This is a genomic window from Halovibrio sp. HP20-59, assembly GCF_033052795.2.
Lineage (GTDB): Bacteria > Pseudomonadota > Gammaproteobacteria > Pseudomonadales > Halomonadaceae > Vreelandella.
Map to the genome: position 1 here is coordinate 123,834 of NZ_JAWJUW020000010.1, position 21,150 is coordinate 144,983.

Annotated in this window: 18 protein-coding genes; 13 read left to right on the forward strand and 5 right to left on the reverse strand. The window is 52.6% G+C overall.

Annotated elements, in window-relative coordinates; translation table 11 throughout:
* Nucleotides 1–66 precede the first annotated feature (66 nt).
* From topA to RZA33_RS12795, 5 genes are all read left to right on the forward strand, one after another.
* Nucleotides 67–2,694, forward strand: coding sequence for a type I DNA topoisomerase (gene topA, locus RZA33_RS12775; protein WP_317508104.1), 2,628 nt, complete (start codon nt 67–69; stop codon nt 2,692–2,694).
* Nucleotides 2,691–3,152 carry a DUF6586 family protein gene (locus RZA33_RS12780; protein ID WP_317508105.1) on the forward strand — a complete coding sequence of 154 codons (462 nt, stop codon included), beginning with the start codon at nt 2,691–2,693 and terminating at the stop codon, nt 3,150–3,152. The genes topA and RZA33_RS12780 overlap by 4 nt, the downstream gene beginning before the upstream one ends.
* 54 nt (nt 3,153–3,206) lie before the next feature.
* The gene (locus tag RZA33_RS12785; RefSeq protein ID WP_317508126.1) at nt 3,207–3,671 is read left to right on the forward strand and encodes a 2-hydroxyacyl-CoA dehydratase; all 465 of its coding nucleotides are present in this window, start codon (nt 3,207–3,209) and stop codon (nt 3,669–3,671) included.
* 142 nt (nt 3,672–3,813) lie between these two features.
* Nucleotides 3,814–4,443, forward strand: a complete 630-nt coding sequence (locus RZA33_RS12790; protein WP_317508106.1) for a L,D-transpeptidase — start codon at nt 3,814–3,816, stop codon at nt 4,441–4,443.
* Between the two features lie 211 nt (nt 4,444–4,654).
* A complete protein-coding gene (locus RZA33_RS12795; RefSeq protein WP_146876270.1) occupies nt 4,655–4,918 on the forward strand; it encodes an Lpp/OprI family alanine-zipper lipoprotein in 264 nt (87 codons plus the stop codon).
* Nucleotides 4,919–5,097: 179 nt separating this feature from the next.
* On the opposite strand, the gene RZA33_RS12800 is transcribed toward RZA33_RS12795, so the two are convergent.
* Together RZA33_RS12800 and mfd are read right to left on the reverse strand one after the other, a co-directional pair.
* Complete coding sequence (locus RZA33_RS12800; protein WP_317508107.1) at nt 5,098–6,231, reverse strand: L,D-transpeptidase family protein; 1,134 nt, start codon at nt 6,229–6,231, stop codon at nt 5,098–5,100.
* A gap of 84 nt (nt 6,232–6,315) precedes the next feature.
* Nucleotides 6,316–9,765 carry a transcription-repair coupling factor gene (gene mfd, locus RZA33_RS12805; RefSeq protein WP_317508108.1) on the reverse strand — a complete coding sequence of 1,150 codons (3,450 nt, stop codon included), beginning with the start codon at nt 9,763–9,765 and terminating at the stop codon, nt 6,316–6,318.
* Between the two features lie 232 nt (nt 9,766–9,997).
* Here mfd and RZA33_RS12810 point away from each other — a divergent pair, with 232 nt between their 5' ends.
* From RZA33_RS12810 to nqrM, 8 genes are all read left to right on the forward strand, one after another.
* On the forward strand, nt 9,998–11,452 hold the full coding sequence (locus tag RZA33_RS12810) for a glyceraldehyde-3-phosphate dehydrogenase (protein WP_317508109.1): 1,455 nt from the start codon (nt 9,998–10,000) through the stop codon (nt 11,450–11,452).
* A 307-nt stretch (nt 11,453–11,759) separates the two neighbouring features.
* Nucleotides 11,760–13,109, forward strand: a complete 1,350-nt coding sequence (locus RZA33_RS12815; protein WP_317508110.1) for a Na(+)-translocating NADH-quinone reductase subunit A — start codon at nt 11,760–11,762, stop codon at nt 13,107–13,109.
* Entirely contained in the window at nt 13,109–14,335 is a 1,227-nt protein-coding gene (locus tag RZA33_RS12820) for an NADH:ubiquinone reductase (Na(+)-transporting) subunit B (protein WP_317508111.1), read from the forward strand. Before RZA33_RS12815 ends, RZA33_RS12820 begins: the two co-directional genes overlap by 1 nt.
* The gene (locus RZA33_RS12825; protein WP_317508112.1) at nt 14,335–15,156 is read left to right on the forward strand and encodes a Na(+)-translocating NADH-quinone reductase subunit C; all 822 of its coding nucleotides are present in this window, start codon (nt 14,335–14,337) and stop codon (nt 15,154–15,156) included. Before RZA33_RS12820 ends, RZA33_RS12825 begins: the two co-directional genes overlap by 1 nt.
* A gap of 2 nt (nt 15,157–15,158) precedes the next feature.
* A complete protein-coding gene (locus RZA33_RS12830; protein ID WP_317508113.1) occupies nt 15,159–15,827 on the forward strand; it encodes an NADH:ubiquinone reductase (Na(+)-transporting) subunit D in 669 nt (222 codons plus the stop codon).
* Nucleotide 15,828: 1 nt separating this feature from the next.
* Nucleotides 15,829–16,446 carry an NADH:ubiquinone reductase (Na(+)-transporting) subunit E gene (gene nqrE / locus RZA33_RS12835; RefSeq protein ID WP_146876278.1) on the forward strand — a complete coding sequence of 206 codons (618 nt, stop codon included), beginning with the start codon at nt 15,829–15,831 and terminating at the stop codon, nt 16,444–16,446.
* Nucleotides 16,447–16,522: 76 nt separating this feature from the next.
* Nucleotides 16,523–17,755: an NADH:ubiquinone reductase (Na(+)-transporting) subunit F gene (nqrF, locus tag RZA33_RS12840; RefSeq protein WP_317508114.1), complete on the forward strand. Its 1,233-nt coding sequence runs from the start codon at nt 16,523–16,525 to the stop codon at nt 17,753–17,755.
* A gap of 204 nt (nt 17,756–17,959) precedes the next feature.
* On the forward strand, nt 17,960–18,214 hold the full coding sequence (nqrM, locus tag RZA33_RS12845; protein ID WP_317508115.1) for a (Na+)-NQR maturation NqrM: 255 nt from the start codon (nt 17,960–17,962) through the stop codon (nt 18,212–18,214).
* A 61-nt stretch (nt 18,215–18,275) separates the two neighbouring features.
* Here nqrM and RZA33_RS12850 read toward each other — a convergent pair whose 3' ends face one another.
* From RZA33_RS12850 to RZA33_RS12860, 3 genes are all read right to left on the reverse strand, one after another.
* The gene (locus tag RZA33_RS12850) at nt 18,276–19,475 is read right to left on the reverse strand and encodes a GGDEF domain-containing protein (RefSeq protein WP_317508116.1); all 1,200 of its coding nucleotides are present in this window, start codon (nt 19,473–19,475) and stop codon (nt 18,276–18,278) included.
* A gap of 281 nt (nt 19,476–19,756) precedes the next feature.
* Entirely contained in the window at nt 19,757–20,725 is a 969-nt protein-coding gene (locus tag RZA33_RS12855; protein WP_317508117.1) for a PA2778 family cysteine peptidase, read from the reverse strand.
* Between the two features lie 12 nt (nt 20,726–20,737).
* On the reverse strand, nt 20,738–21,136 hold the full coding sequence (locus tag RZA33_RS12860; protein ID WP_317508118.1) for a PA2779 family protein: 399 nt from the start codon (nt 21,134–21,136) through the stop codon (nt 20,738–20,740).
* Nucleotides 21,137–21,150 lie beyond the last annotated feature (14 nt).

A 21,150-nucleotide genomic window follows, 5' to 3' on the forward strand; every position in this document is an offset into this window, starting at 1 on the left:
CCAACGATACGTCACCGAATTCAGAGCACGTGCTAGACAGTCCGTGCATTAGGAAAGTGGAGCACTATGGGCAAGTCACTGGTCATCGTCGAGTCGCCAGCGAAAGCGAAGACGATTAATAAATACCTCGGCAACGATTTCATCGTGAAGTCGAGCGTGGGTCACATCCGTGACCTGCCGACCAGCGGCTCAGGTAAGGCAGCCTCCGATCCCAAGGAGCGCGCGCGCCAGGCCGCAGCGACACGCAAGATGTCGGCGGAAGAGAAGCTAGAGAGCAAAAAGCGTAAAAGCCAAGACCAGTTGGTTCGGCGTATGGGCATAGACCCCGATAATGGCTGGGAAGCACACTACGAAGTGTTACCGGGAAAAGAAAAAGTCGTCGCTGAACTGAAAAAGCTGGCTGAGAAGGCCGATGCCGTCTATCTCGCTACGGATTTGGACCGCGAAGGGGAAGCTATTGCTTGGCACCTGCGCGAGACCATTGGCGGCGATAACAGCCGCTACAAGCGCGTGGTGTTTAACGAAATTACCAAAAACGCTATTCAGGACGCGTTTAAGGCGCCTGGCACGCTCAATATACCGCGGGTAGAAGCGCAGCAGGCAAGGCGCTTTCTGGATCGCGTCGTGGGTTTTATGCTCTCGCCTCTGCTGTGGGCGAAAGTAGCGCGTGGGCTGTCGGCAGGGCGTGTGCAATCGGTCGCGGTGCGCCTTATTGTCGAGCGTGAGCGTGAAATTCGCGCCTTTATCCCTGAAGAATTCTGGGACGTACATGCGGATTTGGCTTCACCCGAGGGTGAGTTGGTGCGTTTTGCCCTGGTTCGCCAGGATGGCAAAGCCTTTAAATCTACCTCCGAACAAGACACCCTGGCGCGCATTGAGCAGTTGCGAAAAGCCAAACTGGCGATCACCTCTCGGGAAGACAAGCCCACCAGTTCTAAACCTACCGCCCCCTTTATTACCTCAACGCTGCAGCAGGCCGCCAGCGGCCGGTTAGGGTTTTCGGTTAAGAAAACCATGACGATGGCCCAGCGTCTTTACGAAGCGGGCTACATCACCTATATGCGTACCGACTCTACTAACTTGTCGAAAGACGCGGTAGAAAGTGTACGCAGTTATATCGGTGAAGAGTTTGGTGAGCGCTACCTGCCAGGCGCACCTAATCGCTACAGCAGTAAAGAGAGCGCTCAAGAGGCTCACGAAGCGATTCGCCCTTCCAGCGTTGAGCGGAAAGCTTCTGACCTAGCGGGTATGGAGCGCGATGCAGAGCGTCTCTACGAACTAATCTGGCGCCAGTTTGTGGCTTGCCAAATGACGCCGGCCCAGTACCTATCGAGCACGCTCAGTGTCGAAGTTGATGGCTATGAGCTACGTGCGAAAGGCCGTGTGCTGAAGTTTGATGGTTATACCCGGGTGATGAAGCCCGGTGGTAAAAATGAAGATCAGAGTCTGCCCGACCTGCCTAAGGGCACACCCATGGCGCTGGAAGCGCTCGACCCTCAGCAGCACTTCACCAAGCCCGCTCCGCGTTACACCGAAGCAAGCCTGGTTAAAGAGCTTGAGAAGCAGGGAATCGGTCGACCGTCTACTTACGCCTCGATCATCTCGACGATCCAGGATCGCGGTTATGTGAAATTGGAAAGCCGCCGTTTCTACGCCGAAAAACTGGGTGATATCGTCACCGAACGGCTGAAAGAGTCCTTTCCTGATTTGATGGATTTTTCGTTTACTGCCCGCATGGAAGACAGCCTGGACGAAGTCGCCGAAGGTGAGCGTAATTGGCGTGCATTGCTTGATGATTTCTATGGTGAATTTCGTGAGGAACTTGCCAAGGCGGAAAGCGAAGATGGTATGCGGCCTAATCAACCGGTGCCGACGAATATCGACTGCCCGACCTGCGGGCGTCATATGCAGATTCGGACAGCATCGACGGGTGTCTTCCTTGGCTGTAGCGGCTACAACCTGCCGCCCAAAGAGCGCTGTAAGAGCACTATCGACCTGATTCCTGGCGAAGAGGCCGTCGCAGAAGACGATGATGAAGAGGCCGAAACCAATGCGCTACGTGCCAAACGTCGCTGTCCCAAGTGCGGCACGGCGATGGATAATTACCTGATTGACGAGACGCGTAAGCTGCACATCTGTGGTGATAGTCCTGATTGTGACGGCTACGAAGTCGAAAGTGGAAAATTTAAGATTAAGGGCTACGAAGGCCCGGTGATCGAGTGTGATAAGTGCGGTTCTGAAATGCAGTTGAAATCAGGCCGTTTTGGTAAATATTTTGGGTGTACCAACAGTGAATGCAAAAATACCCGCAAATTACTAAAAAGTGGGGAAGTCGCGCCACCTAAAATGGACCCTATTCCGATGCCAGAGCTGGCCTGTCAGAAAGTTGACGACCACTACGTTCTGCGCGATGGCGCAAGTGGGCTATTTTTAGCAGCCAGCAAATTCCCTAAAAATCGTGAGACGCGGCCGCCGTTGGTCAAAGAGCTAAAAGCACATGCCGATGAACTGCCCGAGAAGTACCACTTTATTCTTAAGGCGCCCAGCGAAGACCCCGATGGTCGTCCCGCGCAAATCCGTTATTCGCGTAAGAGTAAAGAGCAGTACGTGATGACCGATGAAGAGGGCAAAGCGACCGGTTGGAAAGCCATGTTTGATGCTGGTAAATGGCACGTGGAGGATAAGCGTAAGTGAATGCAAGATCGCGAACCAATCAATTGCTTTACCAAGCGGAGCTTCTTGTCGCGTTGCCCGTAGGCGAGGATGAACACGCCCAGGCTCGACAAATGGCGCTGGAGGAGAGTGCCTTGGCCCTGTTTGAGCTGGCGCTTGAGTCGTTGCTACGTGAAGTCACCGAGCATGCCCGCTTAGCGGAGCACCGTTGGACTGTTTTACTGGCCCAAGACGGCCCCGAACTGGCGGAATTGCAGCGCCTTCGCGACTTGAAAGCGCAGCCGGATAGCTGGTTGAATTGGCTGGCGGTCCAGCTAGAGCGTTTGCATAGCGATGAAGGAGCCGCGCGGCGTACGGTGCAAAACCCGGCTATGATTGCAGTAGGTAGCCAGACCAGTTTACGCCAACAGCTGCTGGATAACCTTCAGGCTGCAAAGCATGAGATAGGCGCACTGCGCGAAACCAGTCAGGAGTGGTAATCGATTGCCCTAACGGCATCCGCGCAGTTAAGCACTTAGGAAAGGAGAAGCATGATGCGCTATAACCAAGTGAAGGATTTAGTTGAATGGGCCGCGGGCTTTCACGAGAGAATGGCACGCCAGTACAGTGACGCGGCTGATAGCGTCGAAAATGAGCGTTTACAAATGGTGTTGACCTACTTAGCCAGCCGTGAATTGAAAATGAAAACAGGCCTAGACGATCTGCTTCACGATGATTCGGGTCATACTGACGTATTGGAAACGTGGTTCGATGATTCGAGCGAATTTCCCCAGCCGCCGGAATTGGACAAGCTAGCAGAACAGACGGTAACTGGCTCGATTGAAGATGTGATGAAAACAGCAACCATGGCTCATCAACGTTTACAGGCGCTTTATGAGCACCGTGCGGAACGTGCAAAAATTGAGCCCGAGGAAGAATTTTTTAACGCGTTGGCAGAAGGGCATAATTCTGAAATACGCCACATCATGGCGAGTATTGAAGAGTTACAAGGCGTTTGACGCGCATCACCCTGTTTGTTATTGGCCTGTTTTTCGCCTTACGGATGATAAAATGACTAACGGCGAACGTGTGAATAGAGTATAACAGCGGCTAGATATACCTAGTTGATGCACCACAGGCTAATTTGTTTCGAGAGCTACCATGATTTTTGTCAATCGCCGCCGTTTTTTAGCCATTGCACTGAGCCTGCCAGCCATGGCCAGTGCGGCAGTCACTGCACCCAGTCAGCCGGGTGGTGCGGACCTTGTAGAAACAATACTGGCCCGTGCGCCGGTACCACGCCACACTAACGAGCTATGGGTGCTGGTGGATGACAAAGAAGCGGCGCTGAGTGTGTTTAGGGGCAATGCGCTGGTAGAGCGCTTTGCGCCCATATCATTGGGACGCTCTGGCGCCAAGACGCAGCGTGTTCGTGGTGATAATGTAACGCCGCTAGGCGAGTTTCGTATCAATCGTTTTAATTACGAAAGCCAGTGGCGCACCTTTATGGGCATTGATTATCCAACGCCGGTACACGCCCGTATGGCGTTGGAAAAAGGTATTTATTCTCAAACTGATTATGACGACTACTTTGATTACTACCGCCGCCATGGCGTCCCACCTCAAAACACTGCACTTGGTGGGGCGATTGGGATTCATGGCCTAGGTAGTGCAGATCCTGATATTCATGGGCGCTATCATTGGACCCAAGGGTGTGTGGCCGTTACCAACGAGCAAATTGATCGATTGGCAGGGCTTGTGGGTGTTGGCACTCGTGTAGTGATCCGTTAAGCTAATGGCGTTAAAGGAAGTTCGAGGTTTTAAAGAAGTGGCTATAGACAACCGCTGTGGTCTATTATAAAACAGCGTTTGACTGCGTGCTTCAAAGCACAAGTCATTGAAAAGAACCTGCACCGCAGGTAGACAAATTAAAACTAAGCTTTTAGTTTTAACTTTGTCATACCATTAATGTAGTACCCAAGGACGACTCAAGGAGAACACTATGACTCTGAAAACTACTCTGAAGATGACCGCTGCTGCCGCTTCACTGGCAATTCTAGCTGGTTGTGCTTCTACCAGCGCGCTGGAAGAAGTTCGCATGACTGCAGAATCTGCACAAGCTGACGCTGCAGAAGCACGCAGCATGGCTTCACAAGCTATGAACACTGCAAACCAAGCCCAGCGCGATGCGCAGGCTGCTATGCAGATGTCTGAGCAGAACCGTGAAGAAATGAACCGTATGTTCCAGCGTTCCATGCAGAAGTAATTCTGCTTGGGCTGGTGAGGGGGCCATCAGGCTCTCTCACTAGCCACTGGATGAAACTGTAGTTAGTTAAGAGACCAAAAGCAGGGCGTCGTTAGTTAAGGCGTCATAACCGTAGGTTTTGATACGAGCTACGCAAAAAACCCCGCTAAGGCGGGGTTTTTTGTTGGTGGCTATTAGGGCTAGGCGTCGTCGGTGGCGGTGGAAGGCGCCGCGCTAAGTTCAACCTCATCAAGCAGCTCAACGGGTTCTGGCTCTGGCTCTGGCTCAGGGGCTTGAGGGCCGTGCAAGGCAATAAATTGGCCGTTTGGTGCTATGATAGCGCGCTGTATTTGGTCAGTGTCGATTTCTGTCCCTTCCTCAGTTAGCTCAGAAACCCGCTCAAGGGCGTTAAGCAGCGGTTCAAAATTACTGTTATTTTCTCTAATTTGTGGAAACGACTGTACAAACAGAGTGCCGTCGGCGGCTAAGCCTGCCTTGAATGGCGCATCCATCAGGTTAACCTGAGTCCCGCTAGGTAAGCGCTCGTAGAGCGATTCGATATCTTCAGGATACATGCGGATACAGCCTCGACTGACTCGCATGCCCACCCCATCGGGACGGTTAGTGCCGTGAATCAGGTAGCTTGGCATCGCCAACAAAATCGCGTGTTCGCCTAAGGGGTTATCCGGGCCTGGCGGCACTACGGACGGCGCAGGTTCGCCACGCTCGGCCGCTTCACGGCGCATGGAAGAGGGCGGTGCCCAGGCGGGGTCTTTGACTTTAACGGTGGTGCGGGTGATGCCCACGGGCGTTGCGAACTCTTCACGCCCCACGCTGACCGGATAGGTTTCGACGATACCGGGTTTGTCGGCGGGATAGTAATAAAGGCGTAGTTCCGACAAATTGATCACAACACCTTCCCGCGGGGCGGGTGGCAGGATGTAACGAGTAGGGATCACCACTTCGGTACCGACGCCTGGCACCCACAGGCTGACATCGGGGTTCGCCATGCGAATCTCTTCGTAGCCAATGTTATGGCGCCGGGCGATATCGATCAGCGTCTGCTTGGGGTCTTTAACAACGACGGTGTAGCGCTCCCCGATCACATCTCCGTTTTCAGGCAGGCGGAAGTGGCCGCGGGGCAGCTCATCTTGGTCAGCAACTTGTATGGCGCTGTCGAGGGCGTCGATGCTGACTTCTTGTGTCTGTCCCTGTTCTTGACTACCTGCTTGCTCTTCCGCCGATTGCGCAAAAGCCGGGGTGGTAAGGCTGGCTGCTAGCAGCACGGCCAAACTGGTGGGCCCCAAAAGGTTTAAGGTCTGGCGAATGTTCATGGTCGTTCCTAATGTGTTAATTCAAAGCTGATGCGCGTTGTGGTGACCCATAAGGCATGGCTTATAACAAGTTTGCCCCAAGGTTCACGCCGCCGCTACTTTTTGATTAAGCGTGTTGAGCAGGTTTTCAATCTGCTGGAACCGCTTGTCGACGGTTTCCATTGGTAATTCAAATCGTAAGGTGTCAGAACCGTCTAAACGGTAATGCTTTGGAGACGTCTGAATGAGCGTCACCAGGGTTAATGGGTCGACCTGGGTGCTGCCGTCAAACAGCACCCTGCCGCGGCTCTCGCCAGCCTCTATCTTGCTGATGCCCAGCTGCTCGGCGCGATGACGAAGTTTGGTCTGACGAATAAGGTTTTTCAGCGGCGCGGGTAGCAAGCCATAGCGGTCAATCAGTTCAACCTGCAATTCCTTGAGCTCGTTATCGCTTTGGGTATTGGCAATCCGCTTATACATCACTAACCGCTGTTGCACATCGTGAATATAATCATTTGGGATCAACGCGGGCAGGTTGAGGTTAATTTCCACGCCGGTATTGAAAGGTGCGTCGATATTGGGTGTTTTGCCCGCGCGGATCGCTTTCACCGCTCGATCGAGCATCTCCATATAGAGAGTGTAGCCGATGGTTTCCATTTGCCCGCTCTGTTCATCCCCCAGTAGTTCGCCTGCGCCACGGATTTCCATATCGTGGCTGGCAAGGGTAAAACCAGCGCCTAAGTCATCCGAGGCGCTAATCGCTTCCAGGCGTTTCATCGCATCCCGGGTCATGGCTTTGGGGGGCGGGGTTAATAGATAGGCGTAGGCCTGATGGTGACTACGGCCAACTCGGCCCCGTAGCTGATGCAGCTGTGCCAAGCCAAATTTATCGGCGCGTTCAATAATGATGGTATTGGCACTGGGTACATCAATACCGGTTTCGATAATGGTCGAGCATACCAGGACATTAAAACGACGGTGGTAGAAGTCCGACATAATGCGTTCTAAGCTGCGTTCGGGTAGCTGGCCGTGGGCGACGCCTACCCGGGCCTCTGGGACGAGTTCGCGAATTTTTTCCGCTTCGTTTTCGATGGTTTTGACTTCATTGTGCAGCACGTATACTTGTCCGCCGCGGAGTATTTCGCGAAGCAGAGCCTCTTTAATCACGCTGGCGTCGTGCTGCTGTACAAAGGTTTTCACCGACAGCCGGCGTGCAGGGGGCGTGGCAATGATCGACAGGTCGCGAATGCCGCTCATGGCCATATTTAGCGTGCGCGGAATGGGGGTCGCGGTGAGCGTCAAAATGTCGACCTCGGCGCGTAGTGTTTTGAGTTTCTCTTTCTGCGCTACACCAAAGCGATGCTCCTCATCAATAATGAGCAGCCCCATCTTAGGCAGCGCAACGCTTTTCGAGAGCAACTTGTGGGTGCCAATGACAATATCCGTTTGACCGTTCTTAATGCTTTCCAGCGTTTGGTTGATGTCTTTTCCACCGGTGAAGCGAGAGATCACGCCGATATTAACGGCCGTGTCGGCAAAACGGTCGCGGAAATTCTCAAAATGTTGGCGCGCCAATAGCGTAGTGGGCACCAAGACCACCACTTGGCGACCGGACTGCACAGCAAGAAAAGCGGCGCGCATGGCGACTTCTGTTTTACCAAAGCCGACATCACCACACACCACGCGATCCATTGGTTGGGGCGACGTCATGTCGCTGATGACTGCTTCAATGGCCGCGTGCTGGTCGGCGGTTTCCTCAAACGGAAAGTTGCCTGCAAAGCGCAGATATTCGTCGCCTGGCGCTTCGTACACAACGCCCTGCTGGGCTTCTCGGCGGGCGTAGACGTCCAGTAGTTCGGCGGCGGTATCACGAATCTTTTCAGCAGCCTTGCGGCGGGCTTTTTCCCACTGGTCTGAACCGAGTTTATGCAGGGGGGCCAGTTCATCATCGGCGCCGCTGTAACGAGAGATTAGGTGAAGGCTGTCGACAGGCACATACAGCTTGGCGCCATTGGCGTAGGAAAGGGCTAAAAATTCGTTTGCTTGACCGCCGGCTTCCAGCGTTTCTAGCCCTAAATAACGGCCAACGCCGTGGGCTTGGTGAACCACTGGCGCGCCTTCGCGAAGCTCCGACAGGTGGCGCACCGCTAGTTCGTTATCATCGGTGGCTTTTTCGCGCCGACGGCTTTGGCGTACCACGTCGCCAAACAGCTCGGTTTCGCTAATTACCGCGATGTTGGGGCTGTTAAGCCACAAGCCGCTATCGACTAGGCCTTCGGTAATCGCAAACTGTTCATCGCTGGCCAAAAAGGCGTGAAAACTATCAGTGTGCGGCAGCGATAGCTTTAGCGGTGCCAGTGTCTCTTCCAATGCTTCGCGACGGCCCCGCGACTCCGCCACAAAAAGCACTCGGGTTGTCGGGTGAGATGTCAAAAAAGCAGACAGTTCGCCGAGAGGATTCTTAGCGCGCGCATTGATCGCCAGCGTAGGTAGCGCTGAGGCGTCAGGAAGCTGAGCATGGCGCTGTTCGCTGTCGTCGGTTAGCTCTATGCGTGGGCGTGCTTTTATGGCCGAGAATACATCATTGACAGGGAAAAACGCCCGGTGGGGTGGTAGCAGTGGGCGCGTGGGGTCAACGCCTAAATTGACGTAGCGGGCGTCAATCGCCTGCCAATGCTGTTCGGCAGCAGCAAAAACTCCCGGCAGTAACGCCACTCGCGTGTCGTCGGTCAGATGGTCAAATAGCGAAGCAGTCTGTTCAAAAAACAACGGCAGGTAATGCTCAAGCCCTGGCGAGGGAATGCCTTTTAACGCGTCGTTATAAAGCGTGCATTGACGCGGATCGACATCAAACAAGGTTTCAAACTGCTCGCGAAAGCAAGCGATAGCACTGCGGCTGAGCGAGTACTCGTGGGCAGGGAGCAGTTCCAGCGATTCAAGTTTGTCGGTTGAGCGTTGGCTGCCGGGGTCGAAGTGACGCAGCGTATCAATCTCATCGTCAAATAAGTCGATGCGGATCGGCTCATCCATGCCCATCGCGAACAGGTCAATCAGCGCACCGCGCATGGCGTATTCGCCCGGTTCATAGACCGTTTCAACGGCGCGATAGCCCGCCCGGGATAGCGCTTCACGGAACGCTTCACGGTCCAGGCGTTCGCCGGTTTTAAGTGTCATTACCCGCCCAGCAATGTATTCCACCGGGGGCAGGCGCTGCATCAACGTATTGATCGGTACCAGGACGATGCCACGCACGCCATCCTGCAGTTGGCGTAACGTACGCAGTCGGGACGATACAATATCTTGATGGGGTGAAAAGCTATCGTAGGGCAGCGTTTCCCAATCGGGGAAGGGCAGTACCGGTACGTCGCTGTAGAAATACAGATCCTGCTCAAGGCGCTGTGCGCTGGCCGTATTGGGAGTGATCACCAATAGGGGGGCGTCAGTGGCGACCCGGGAGAGTGCCAGCGCCGTCGCGCTGCCCGGCGGTGACGTCCAGTAAAGCGTATCGCGAGTCCCTTGAGGCTGGGGCGGTTCGAGCAGAGAGAAAGTTGGCATAATCAAGATATCGTTTTGCGCTGAAACGGAAAGGTGATCATACACGATCACTCGTATCAGATAGAGTGTCGTGGCTTTGGGTAGTCGCTTAATCTTTTGAGATTGAGGGTTTTGTAGTGAGATTGACGATTCTGTAATACCCCTACATGGTGTGCGACTATCCAAGCATTGCGGCAACTGCAACGGCCCCGGATAATATGTCTCCCTGTCCAACTACCTGATGAGGCCGCCCGTGAGTCAGCAAACGCTCGAAAACGTTTTTCAACAATGGCAAGGCAACGAAGCTTTAGCGGAGCAAATGATCCCATTAGTGGGACAGCTTTATCGCCAGAATAACGTTGTTGCCACCATGTTCGGGCGTTCGCTGATTAAGCGGTCGGTCATTCGTATTCTTAAAGACCACCGTTTTGTGCGTAAACTGGAAGGAACCGAGCTCTCCGTCGAGGATACTTACCCCATTCTGAAGGGCATGGTTGAGCTTAACTTAGGCCCTGCGCATGTCGATGTAGGTAAGCTTGCGGTGATGTTTAAACGCCAAGGTGGCGGGGATGTTGAGGCCTTTTTGCGCAAAGAGCTTCACGAACTCATTGATGGCTTTCAACCAGGGGGCAGCAAGGGCGAACCACAAGATGTGGTGCTCTATGGTTTTGGTCGTATCGGCCGTCTGCTGGCACGGGTGATGATTGAGAAAGCCGGCGGGGGAAACCTGCTGCGTTTACGTGCCATTGTGGTTCGCGGCCGGGGCGATGTGGCCAAAGATCTTGAGAAGCGTGCCAGCTTGCTGCGCCGTGATTCAGTTCATGGGCCGTTTGACGGCACTATTAAGGTTGATGCAGAGGCCCGAACACTCACCGTCAATGGCAATGTCGTTCAAGTCATTTATGCCGACTCGCCTAGCGACATTGACTACACTCATTACGCAATCCACAACGCGGTGATTGTCGATAACACCGGTATTTGGCGCGATGAAGCGGGCTTGGGGCAACATCTTCAGTGTAATGGCGCTGCCAAGGCGCTGCTGACCGCGCCGGGCAAAGGTGATATCAAAAACATTGTCTATGGCATCAATAATGCGTCCATTGGCGATGAGGATGTCATTGTCTCTGCGGCATCATGCACGACAAATGCAATTGTGCCGGTCTTGAAGGTGCTTAATGATGAATACGGTGTGGTCAATGGTCACGTCGAAACCGTGCATGCTTACACCAACGACCAAAACCTGATCGATAACTACCATAAGGGTGATCGGCGCGGACGCAGCGCGGCGCTGAACATGGTATTGACCGAAACCGGGGCGGCTAAAGCTGTTTCAAAGGCGCTGCCCGAGCTTGAGGGCAAGCTGACCGGTAACGCGATTCGCGTACCGATCCCTAATGTCTCCATGGCGATTCTTAATCTAACTTTGGATAAATCCACTGATGCAGTGGCGCTAAACGACTATTTGCGGCGTATGTCGATTGACTCCGCCTACCAGAAACAGATTGATTTCGTTGATTCTGCAGAAGTGGTGTCGTCTGATTTCGTGGGCAATCGCCATGCCGGCATTGTTGATGCCAAGGCGACCATCGCCAACGGTCATCATGCAGTTGTCTATCTGTGGTATGACAATGAGTTTGGCTATAGTTGCCAAGTCGTGCGCATTTTGCAGCAGATGTCTAATGTGCGATTTTTAACACTACCGCGCTAACTTATTAAGCGTAGGAAAGCTTGGTTGCTGGGCTTCGGTGCTAAAAATGATCAACGCCACCTTCGGGTGGCGTTTTCACTGGCACGTTTAAGATATTTCTATAAATGTATATAGCACTTTTGGTGGTTGTCAGGGATGTGGTCATTGGACGCGCTTATCTTTATAATACGATGGATTTTTCGGGGTGGTTCAAGTGCTGCTTGAGCCGGACTGGTAACAATCTGAGCAGGCTAACAATTCACTGAGCAGAAAATAAGCATTCGAACCCCATACCTTCGTATATCCGATCCAACAACTGGGCGAGACTATGATCGAAGTCAAAAAAGGCCTGGATCTCCCCATCACGGGAGCGCCCGAGCAGCGTATTGAAGATGCGCAGCCTGTGCGCCATGTGGCAATCCTGGGTACCGACTACGTTGGCATGAAGCCAACCATGGAAGTTCAGGAAGGGGATAAGGTCAAACTAGGCCAATTGCTCTTCACCGATAAGAAGATTGATGGCGTGCGCTATACAGCGCCTGCTGCCGGTGAAGTGCTTGCAATAAACCGTGGCGAAAAACGTCGTTTACTATCTGTTGTGATCAAAGTCGACGAGACTGAGGAAGCGGTTGAATTCGCTGCTCATGATCGTAACGCGCTAGTTCAGCTTGAGCGTCAAGTGGTTGTTGACCAACTGGTGGAGTCGGGACTCTGGACGGCTTTACGTACCCGTCCTTTCTCGCGCACACCGGCTATCGATAGCACTCCGGTGGATATCTTCGTGACCGCCATCGATACTCACCCACTAAGCGCTGACCCTGCCTTGATTATCAATGAGCAGCCGCAAGCATTCGAAGATGGCCTCAAGGTGTTAGCGCGCCTTACCGAGGGCAACGTCTTCCTGTGTACGGGTGAAAATGCCTCAATTCCGGGCGGTGATGTTGATGGCGTGAAAACTGAAAGCTTTGCTGGACCGCATCCAGCTGGCCTTGTCGGCACGCATATCCACTACCTTTCGCCGGTCGCACTGCATAAAAAGGTATGGCACATCGGCTACCAGGACGTTATAGCGTTCGGTAAGCTGTTTGTGGAAGGTAGGCTGGATATGAACCGTGTGGTTGCCATTGGTGGCCCCCGCGCCGAAAACCCGCGCTTGGTGCGCACGCGTATCGGGGCTAGCACGGATGAACTACTCGACGGGGCTGTAATCAAACCTGAAGACACCCGGGTGATTTCAGGCTCAGTCTTTGCTGGCTTTGCCGCTGAAGGCAAGCTGACCTACCTAGGCCGCTTCAATAACCAAATTAGCTTGATTGAGGAGGGCAATAAGCGCTCTTTCATGGGTTGGTTGTCGCCCGGCGCCAATCGCCACTCGGTCTTGGGGATCTATATCTCCAAAATTAAAGGCCTGCATAACTATGCGCCGACGACCTCCACCAACGGCTCAGAGCGTGCTATGGTGCCGGTAGGGGCTTATGAGAAGGTGATGCCGCTGGATATTATGCCGACTCAGCTATTGCGTTCGTTGATTGTGGGCGACATTGAGGTTGCCATGCAGCTTGGGTGCTTGGAGCTTGACGAAGAGGATCTGGCGCTGTGTACGTACGTTTGCCCAGGCAAATACGAATACGGACCTATCCTGCGTGACAATCTCACCATGATCGAGAAAGAGGCCTGATGATGGGAATTCAACAGACACTCCAAAATATCGAGCCGCACTTCCATAAAGGCGGAAAGTACGAAAAGTTCTATCCCCTTTTTGAAGCGGTAGATACTATTTTTTACTCACCACCGAGCGTTGCTAAGACCACCGCCCACGTGCGTGACGGTATTGATCTTAAGCGCATCATGATTACCGTGTGGATGTGTACCTTCCCGGCGATGCTATTCGGTATGTGGAACGCTGGCTGGCAGGCTAACACAGCTATCGACGCGGGCTACGCCTCTATGGGGGGCTGGCGTGAAGCGATTATGATGACGTTGGCTGGCGGCCATGACCCCAGCAGTCTATGGGCGAACTTTGTCCTCGGGGCTACTTACTTCCTACCGATTTATCTGGTCACCTTTATAGTGGGTGGCTTCTGGGAAGTGCTGTTTGCTATCAAGCGTGGCCACGAAGTTAACGAAGGTTTCTTTGTTACCTCTGTGCTGTTCGCGTTGATCCTGCCTGCAACCATCCCGCTCTGGCAGGTCGCGCTGGGTATCACCTTCGGTGTGGTGATCGGTAAAGAAATTTTTGGCGGCACTGGGAAGAACTTCTTAAACCCGGCGCTTACCGGTCGTGCTTTTCTTTACTTTGCTTATCCAGCGCAAATTTCTGGCGATTCGGTCTGGGTGGCTGCCGACGGCTATAGTGGCGCAACGGCGCTTTCTATGGCATTTCAAGATGGTATGACCGCGCTGACGAACACCTTTAGCTGGTGGGATGCTTTCTTAGGTTTTGTGCCTGGCTCAGTAGGCGAGGTTTCCACGCTGGCGATCTTGATTGGTGCTGCCGTGTTGCTGTGGACCCGGATTGCTTCGTGGCGAATCATGCTTGGGGTTTTTCTCGGTATGGTGATTACCAGTACCTTGTTCAACCTGATCGGTTCTGATTCCAACGCCATGTTTGCCATGCCATGGTATTGGCACTTGGTGATTGGTGGTTTCGCCTTCGGCATGGTGTTTATGGCCACCGACCCTGTGTCAGCGTCAATGACCAACCAAGGCCGTCTGGTGTTTGGGGCATTGATTGGTGTGATGACCGTTTTGATTCGCGTTGTTAACCCGGCATTCCCGGAAGGCATCATGTTGGCAATATTGTTCGCTAACCTGTTCGCACCGCTGATTGACCATTTCTTCGTCCAGGCCAATATTAAGCGCCGCGTCAAGCGTACCGGCGTTCCGGCCGAGGAGACTGCCTAATGGCACAAGGTAATAACTCGATTAAAAAAGTCCTGATAGTGGCGTTTGCACTGTGTATCGTGTGCTCCGTCATTGTCTCGACAGCGGCGGTCGCGTTGCGTCCCATGCAGCAGCTCAATCAGGAACTCGACCGTAAGACCAATATCTTAAACGTTGCCAAGCTTTATGAGCCAGGCATGGACGTTGAAGCGGTGTTTAGCGAGGAAATTACTGCTCGGGTCGTTGATCTGGATACGGGTGAGTATTCGGATCAGTTTGATCCAGAAACCTACGACAGCTTTGAGGCCGCTCGTGATCCGGCCTCGGGCCGCACACTTTCCGGCGATAAGGACATCGCGGGTCTGTCGCGGGTAGAAAACTATGCCACTGTCTATCTAATCGGTGGAGAAGATGATCCAGAGCAGATTGTGCTACCGATTCGTGGTCAAGGCCTTTGGGGTCTAATGCGTGGCTTCCTGGCAGTAGAAGGCGATGGCAATACGATTGTCAGTATCACCTACTACGAGCACAGCGAAACACCGGGCTTAGGTGCTGAAGTTAACAATCCGCGCTGGCAAGCACAGTGGGAAGGAAAGAAAATTTACGATGAAGAGGGTGACCTCTCACCGGAAATTCACCTGACCAAAGGCGGCGCTAGTAACGAATACGAAGTAGATGCGCTATCTGGCGCTACGCTAACCAGTAACGGCGTGACGAATATGCTGCAGTTCTGGTTGAGCGAAGAAGCATTTGGTCCCTATTTGGCAAAATTCCGCAGCGGTACTGAGCCGGAAGACGCCGAAGATACCAATACCGACTTCGAAGACGTTGAGGGGGCCTGATCATGGCGGACGTAAATGCAAAAGGCGTTTTAACAGCGCCGATTTTTAAGAACAACCCCATTGCATTGCAAATATTGGGGATTTGTTCAGCACTGGCGGTGACCACCAGCATGAGCGTATCGCTGGTGATGGCGTTGGCGGTTATTTTCGTAACGGCTTTCTCGAACCTTTTCGTATCGTTGATCCGGAATCATATTCCTTCTTCGATTCGTATCATCGTGCAGATGACCATTATTGCCTCACTGGTTATCGTGGTCGACCAGATTCTCAAAGCCTATGCCTATGAGATGTCCAAGCAGCTCTCTGTGTTTGTTGGCTTGATCATCACTAACTGTATCGTCATGGGGCGTGCAGAAGGTTTTGCGATGTCAAACACGCCGGGCATGTCGTTTTTAGACGGTATTGGCAATGGCCTTGGTTACGGCTTTGTACTGATGGTTGTGGGTTTTGTGCGTGAACTACTGGGTTCTGGCAGCGTCTTTGGGTTCACTATTCTTCAGACCGTGCAAAACGGTGGCTGGTATGTTCCCAACGGTTTGCTGTTACTGCCGCCTTCCGCGTTCTTTATTATCGGTCTACTGATCTGGGTGCTACGTGCTGTTAACCCAGAGCAGGTAGAAAGTAATGAGTTCAAAATGAAGGAAAACACCAAACCCAAGGAGGCCGTGTAACATGGAACATTATCTGAGTCTTTTTGTTGCCTCGGTGTTTGTGGAAAACATGGCATTGGCCTTTTTCCTGGGGATGTGTACCTTCTTGGCGGTGTCTAAAAAGGTTTCCTCGGCGATTGGCCTGGGTATTGCGGTTATTGTGGTGCTAACCGTGACGGTGCCGGTCAACAACCTGGTTTTCACCTACTTGCTCCAGGAAGGTGCGTTGACCTGGACGGGCATTAGTGGCGCGGAAAACATTGACCTGTCCTTCCTTGGACTGCTCTCTTACATTGGTGTTATTGCAGCACTGGTACAAATCATGGAGATGTTCCTTGATAAGTACGTACCGGCGCTTTATAACGCGCTAGGGGTGTTCCTGCCGCTGATCACCGTTAACTGTGCCATCCTGGGTGGCGTATTGTTTATGGTCGAGCGGAGCTACAACTTCGGTGAAGCCGTTGTTTATGGCTTCGGTGCGGGCACTGGCTGGGCGCTGGCAATTGCCGCGCTGGCCGGTATTCGTGAAAAACTGAAGTACAGCGATGTGCCGGGCGGCCTGCAAGGGCTAGGTATTACGTTCATCACCGTGGGTCTGATGTCGTTGGGCTTTATGTCCTTCTCGGGCATTCAGCTTTAATCGGAGCCGGTTTTTCCCAACGGTGCAAAGCGTGCGCCGTTGGGTTATCCAAAACCTCCAGCAATAGGAAACCGACATGGTTGATACAACAGTCATCTTGCTCGGTGTTGTCATGTTCACGGTCATCGTTATTAGCTTAACGGCGATCATTCTGGCAGCGCGCAGTAAGCTAGTGAGTAGCGGGGACGTGACCATTGAGGTCAACGGCGATCCTGAGCATACCTTAAGTACACAAGCCGGTGGCAAGCTGCTAAATACGCTTGCCGCTAACGGTATTTTCCTCTCCTCCGCCTGCGGTGGCGGTGGCTCTTGTGCTCAGTGTAAGTGCCGGGTAGAAGAGGGCGGCGGCTCCATTTTGCCCACTGAAGAATCGCACTTCACCATGCGTGAGAAGAAAGAGGGCTGGCGCCTTTCTTGCCAGGTGCCTGTAAAGCAGGACATGAAAGTAGAAGTGCCTGAAGAAGTCTTTGGGGTGAAAAAGTGGGAGTGCGAGGTTATTGCTAACCCCAACGTTGCCACTTTTATCAAAGAGTTGAACTTGAAGCTGCCTGAGGGTGAAGAAGTTGCCTTCCGCGCCGGTGGCTATGTGCAGCTCGTTGCTCCTCCTTATGATGTCAAATTCTCTGATTTTGATATTGAAGAGGAGTACCGGGGTGATTGGGAAAAATTTGATATGTTCAAAATTTCCCATAAAAACGAAGAGGAAGTCATTCGTGCTTACTCCATGGCAAACTACCCAGACGAGAAGGGTATCCTCAAGTTTAATATTCGTATCGCAACGCCACCACCTGGCACCAATCACCCGCCTGGCCTAATGTCGACTTACGTCTTCAGTCTTAAAGAAGGCGATAAGGTGACGGTAATGGGGCCATTTGGTGAATTCTTCGCCCGTGACACCGACGCTGAGATGATCTTTATCGGTGGCGGTGCCGGGATGGCGCCGATGCGTAGCCACATCTTCGATCAGTTGAAGCGACTGAAGACCGATCGCAAAATTTCCTTCTGGTACGGCGCACGCTCCTGGCGTGAAACCTTCTACAACGAAGAATATGACCAGCTAGCCGAAGAGTTCCCCAACTTTGAGTGGCACTTGGCATTGTCTGATCCGCAGCCGGAAGATAACTGGGAAGGGCCAACTGGCTTTATCCATAACGTGCTGTATGAAGATTATTTGAAGAACCATCCTGCGCCTGAAGATTGTGAGTACTACATGTGTGGGCCGCCTATGATGAACGCCTCGGTTATCAAGTTGCTGCTTGATATGGGCGTTGAGCCTGAAAACATCCTGTTGGATGATTTCGGTGGCTAACAGTTGGCATTGAGTTGATAGTAGTGGTAAGCGGGGCTGGCCTTTTGGCTAGCCCCGTTTGTTTTAGGTGCTCTTTCGCTGATGACAACAGCCTCCCTGAGGTATAATCAGTTATTGCAATGAGACCGTGAGGCACTTATCGGCACGACTGTTGTCGTTAGGTGAGGAAGATAAATAAGCTAAGCAATAAGCTGGGAGAATGATATGGCGATTTGGCTACTGGTATTTGGCTTTATGGCGCTGATTATGGGCGTAATGGCAGTTGGCGTCATTATGGGTCGCAAACCGATTGCCGGTTCTTGCGGCGGTTTAAATCAAATTGGCATGAAAGACGGCTGCGATATTTGTGGCGGTAAAGATGAAGTGTGCGAGGAAGAAAATCGTAAGCGCGGCAGCGTTCGTCGTCGCAGCGACGAGAGCCGCGGCGCAGACCTAGGTTATAATGCTACCCGCCGTTAATAGACCGAGCGTGCATTATTGCGGCTTAAAACGGTTGCTCTAGTTGCTGAAAACAAGGAGGCTAAGGGTCAGTAGACTGGTCCACTAGTGAAGGAAGGTAAGTTTTTTGAGGCTGGTCTGGGGAGGTCGGAGTGACGGGTAGCAGGCTCTCTACTCGATTTCGTCCGTTTGCTTTGGCTAGATACAGTGCCTTGTCTGCAAAGCAGTAGAGTCTCTCAAAGGTATGTTCGCCGCCGTTGCTGGTGGTGACCCCAATGCTAATGGTCAAGTTATACGTCGATTCCTGGCCGTTAATGGCCATTTTTTCGACTTCGCGGCGTAATCGCTGAGCTGCTTGCAAGGCGTCCTGGATATGCGTATTGGGCATTAATAAACAAAATTCCTCGCCGCCAATTCTTGCCAACGTATCTGAGGGACGACTGAGGTATCGCAACCGATCACTAAGCTGGCGAAGTATTTCATCGCCCACGGGGTGTCCATAGCTATCGTTGATATGCTTGAAGTGATCGATATCTATCAGTAATAGGCTGAGTGGGGTTTTATTACGCTTTGCTTGGGTAAGTGCCGCGAATGCTACATCCCCCAGATGGCGCCGGTTATAAAGCCCTGTTAATGAATCGGTTAGCACCAGTTTTTGCATTAAGTTGCTCTGCCGATGCAAGTTAACAACCATCATACATAGAATCCCAGCCGCGCTGACCACTAGCCCCAATAGCACACTAACGGCAATTGAGAGGTGCTGCATTAATGAGTGTTGTTCTTGAGCGACACCATGAACCTCATCAAGCAACTGGGTGTATAGCCCAGTTTGGCGGCTACCGATCAGCATAGCCTCACGCTGTAATGGTTCAATAGATTCAGGCTGCGGTTGGGCTTCTGTGACTTGTTGGGTTAAGCGCGCGAGACGGCTATTTAGCTCGTCAAAATGACTGTCTAAATAACCAACTTTCGGGACAAGATAGCGGTGGTCTTCGATGCTTGTGCGTATATTATTTAAATGTTGTTTAGAGATTGAGATAAAATAATCAATATAGTCAAGATGTTGACTGTTGGGTTGGCGGCTTCCTTCCTCAAGTGCTGCCTGCCGCTGCAGTGTTGCCTGCTGTGCGACCACAATGTCACTGATCAACGGGGTGTAGTCGGTACTGGCTCTTTGGCATACGCTATACAGGTAGCTGCCAAGAGAAGCCGTAATCACCATTAGAATAATGGCAACGATCGACGCTAAGCGCCAGCGGCCAAAGCAACGATGAATGTCCACCGCTACGTGGTGATCGTAAGGGCGTTGCCTACTAAGGCTTGGTGACTCAGTAGGGGCACGTGGGAAGCATAAAAGCGCTTACGTTGCCAAGACCTGTAATGCATGGCACCTCTCCCGTCAATGGTCAGGTAATTCCATGGGCTGCTTGAAGAATCCGTTCTTATTACAACTTAAACATTCGTGCAGTCTTTTAGCTATCCCTCGACTTTACTAATTGCAGGACCATACTTGTACTTTTGCGATTTGATACTTTTGCTGAGTGATTGATATTAAAGGCCTATTTAGAATTTTTTTAACGCGTCTAACGCTAAGCGTGCTTGTTGTTGCCAGCTTCCTTCAAGCCAAGCAGCCTGAGTCAACGCATCAATAGCGGCTTCCACCGCTTCAAGTTGAGTCAATACTAGGCCTAGATTTAGCCAGGCAGCGCCCATTGTTGGATCCAGCTCAGTGGCTCGTCGAAAGGCCTCAATGGCTGCATCTGGTTGCTGGTCTGCGTAAAGCGCATTGCCTAACGCAAACTGTCCCATAGCGTTAGTGGGATGGCGTTTTACAAACGCCTGCCAACTGGAAAGCGTGGCGCGCGGGCCATGGGTCTCTTCGTAGGCGCTAATCGCTTCTAAGGCGTTACGGACGCTAATACCTGCAGGTAACGTACCCGGCTTGGCCACCACAAACCCCCAGCGTTCAGTACGTGCCCAAGTGGCATCGAAACGGCTAAATGACATGCTGTGACGCTCTATCTCGCCGCTGCGCAGAATGAGCGTTTCATTGGGCAAGTCGTATCCTATGGCGACGGCGTAGTGCCACATAGGGAAAATAGGCAGCGATAAATTCTGCATTACCACAACAGGGTCGCCAGCCGCCAAATGGCCGAGTAGCGTATCCATGGTGCCGCGAATAGGATAAGCAAGCCGCTCATAGCGTCGCACTGTAGCTAGCATCTCGGGCTGCACGCTGCCATCGCGCTCGGGTAAGAACACCTGGGGTGTCAGTTCTTCAACGTCGGTGTCGACCCCTTGGTGATTGAGTACCATCGCCAGCGTGGCAGGGCCGCACTGAAACTTCGTTTGGGCATAAAACGGCACACTGGTGATTTCTGCATGGGGGGGAAGCGCTTGATAGGTACTTTGCAGCAGTACCGGGTTTCGTGCACAGCCACTCAACAGTAGCAGCATAATAAAAACGCCCGCTAAGCGGGCGTTAGAAAAAATGTTATTCAACAGCCGGTTATTCAACAACATAGGGGGCATGGGCGGCCTATATTAACGCGTGAACGGATAAACATCGGTCAGGCCGAGAATGTCAGTCACCAGCAGGATAACAAATACCGCAAATAGTGCGCCCACAACGCCAGCGCCTGCGGGTAGTTGCTCAAGCTGGTCTGCCATTTGCTGGGCTTCAGCATCGCTTAGTGCCGCAACGCGGGCCTCGACTTCGTCCAGATCAACACCCTGCTTTAACAGTTGATCTTGCACATCGGCGCGGGCCAGGATCTCGTTGATCCGTTCGCGATCAGCGCCAGCACGGTCAGCTGCCAAAACAGATTGGGTAGAGACTAGATCCATTGATTGGGGCGCAGTGGGGGTAGCGGCAACGGGTAAGCTGGTAATAACGAGCGCTGCAATGAGTAGGGTCGAGAGGTAAGCACGCAATGTTTTCATCGTCTTCTTCCTTA

Excerpts from the sequence above, each read along its gene's own strand:
- topA (WP_317508104.1), top strand. The coding sequence starts at position 67 with ATGGGCAAGTCACTGGTCATCGTCGAGTCGCCAGCGAAAGCGAAGACG.
- RZA33_RS12785 (WP_317508126.1), top strand. The coding sequence starts at position 3,207 with ATGCGCTATAACCAAGTGAAGGATTTAGTTGAATGGGCCGCGGGCTTT.
- RZA33_RS12790 (WP_317508106.1), top strand. The coding sequence starts at position 3,814 with ATGATTTTTGTCAATCGCCGCCGTTTTTTAGCCATTGCACTGAGCCTG.
- RZA33_RS12795 (WP_146876270.1), top strand. The coding sequence starts at position 4,655 with ATGACTCTGAAAACTACTCTGAAGATGACCGCTGCTGCCGCTTCACTG.
- RZA33_RS12800 (WP_317508107.1), bottom strand. The coding sequence starts at position 6,231 with ATGAACATTCGCCAGACCTTAAACCTTTTGGGGCCCACCAGTTTGGCC.
- mfd (WP_317508108.1), bottom strand. The coding sequence starts at position 9,765 with ATGCCAACTTTCTCTCTGCTCGAACCGCCCCAGCCTCAAGGGACTCGC.
- RZA33_RS12815 (WP_317508110.1), top strand. The coding sequence starts at position 11,760 with ATGATCGAAGTCAAAAAAGGCCTGGATCTCCCCATCACGGGAGCGCCC.
- RZA33_RS12820 (WP_317508111.1), top strand. The coding sequence starts at position 13,109 with ATGATGGGAATTCAACAGACACTCCAAAATATCGAGCCGCACTTCCAT.
- RZA33_RS12825 (WP_317508112.1), top strand. The coding sequence starts at position 14,335 with ATGGCACAAGGTAATAACTCGATTAAAAAAGTCCTGATAGTGGCGTTT.
- RZA33_RS12830 (WP_317508113.1), top strand. The coding sequence starts at position 15,159 with ATGGCGGACGTAAATGCAAAAGGCGTTTTAACAGCGCCGATTTTTAAG.
- nqrE (WP_146876278.1), top strand. The coding sequence starts at position 15,829 with ATGGAACATTATCTGAGTCTTTTTGTTGCCTCGGTGTTTGTGGAAAAC.
- nqrF (WP_317508114.1), top strand. The coding sequence starts at position 16,523 with ATGGTTGATACAACAGTCATCTTGCTCGGTGTTGTCATGTTCACGGTC.
- nqrM (WP_317508115.1), top strand. The coding sequence starts at position 17,960 with ATGGCGATTTGGCTACTGGTATTTGGCTTTATGGCGCTGATTATGGGC.
- RZA33_RS12855 (WP_317508117.1), bottom strand. The coding sequence starts at position 20,725 with ATGCCCCCTATGTTGTTGAATAACCGGCTGTTGAATAACATTTTTTCT.
- RZA33_RS12860 (WP_317508118.1), bottom strand. The coding sequence starts at position 21,136 with ATGAAAACATTGCGTGCTTACCTCTCGACCCTACTCATTGCAGCGCTC.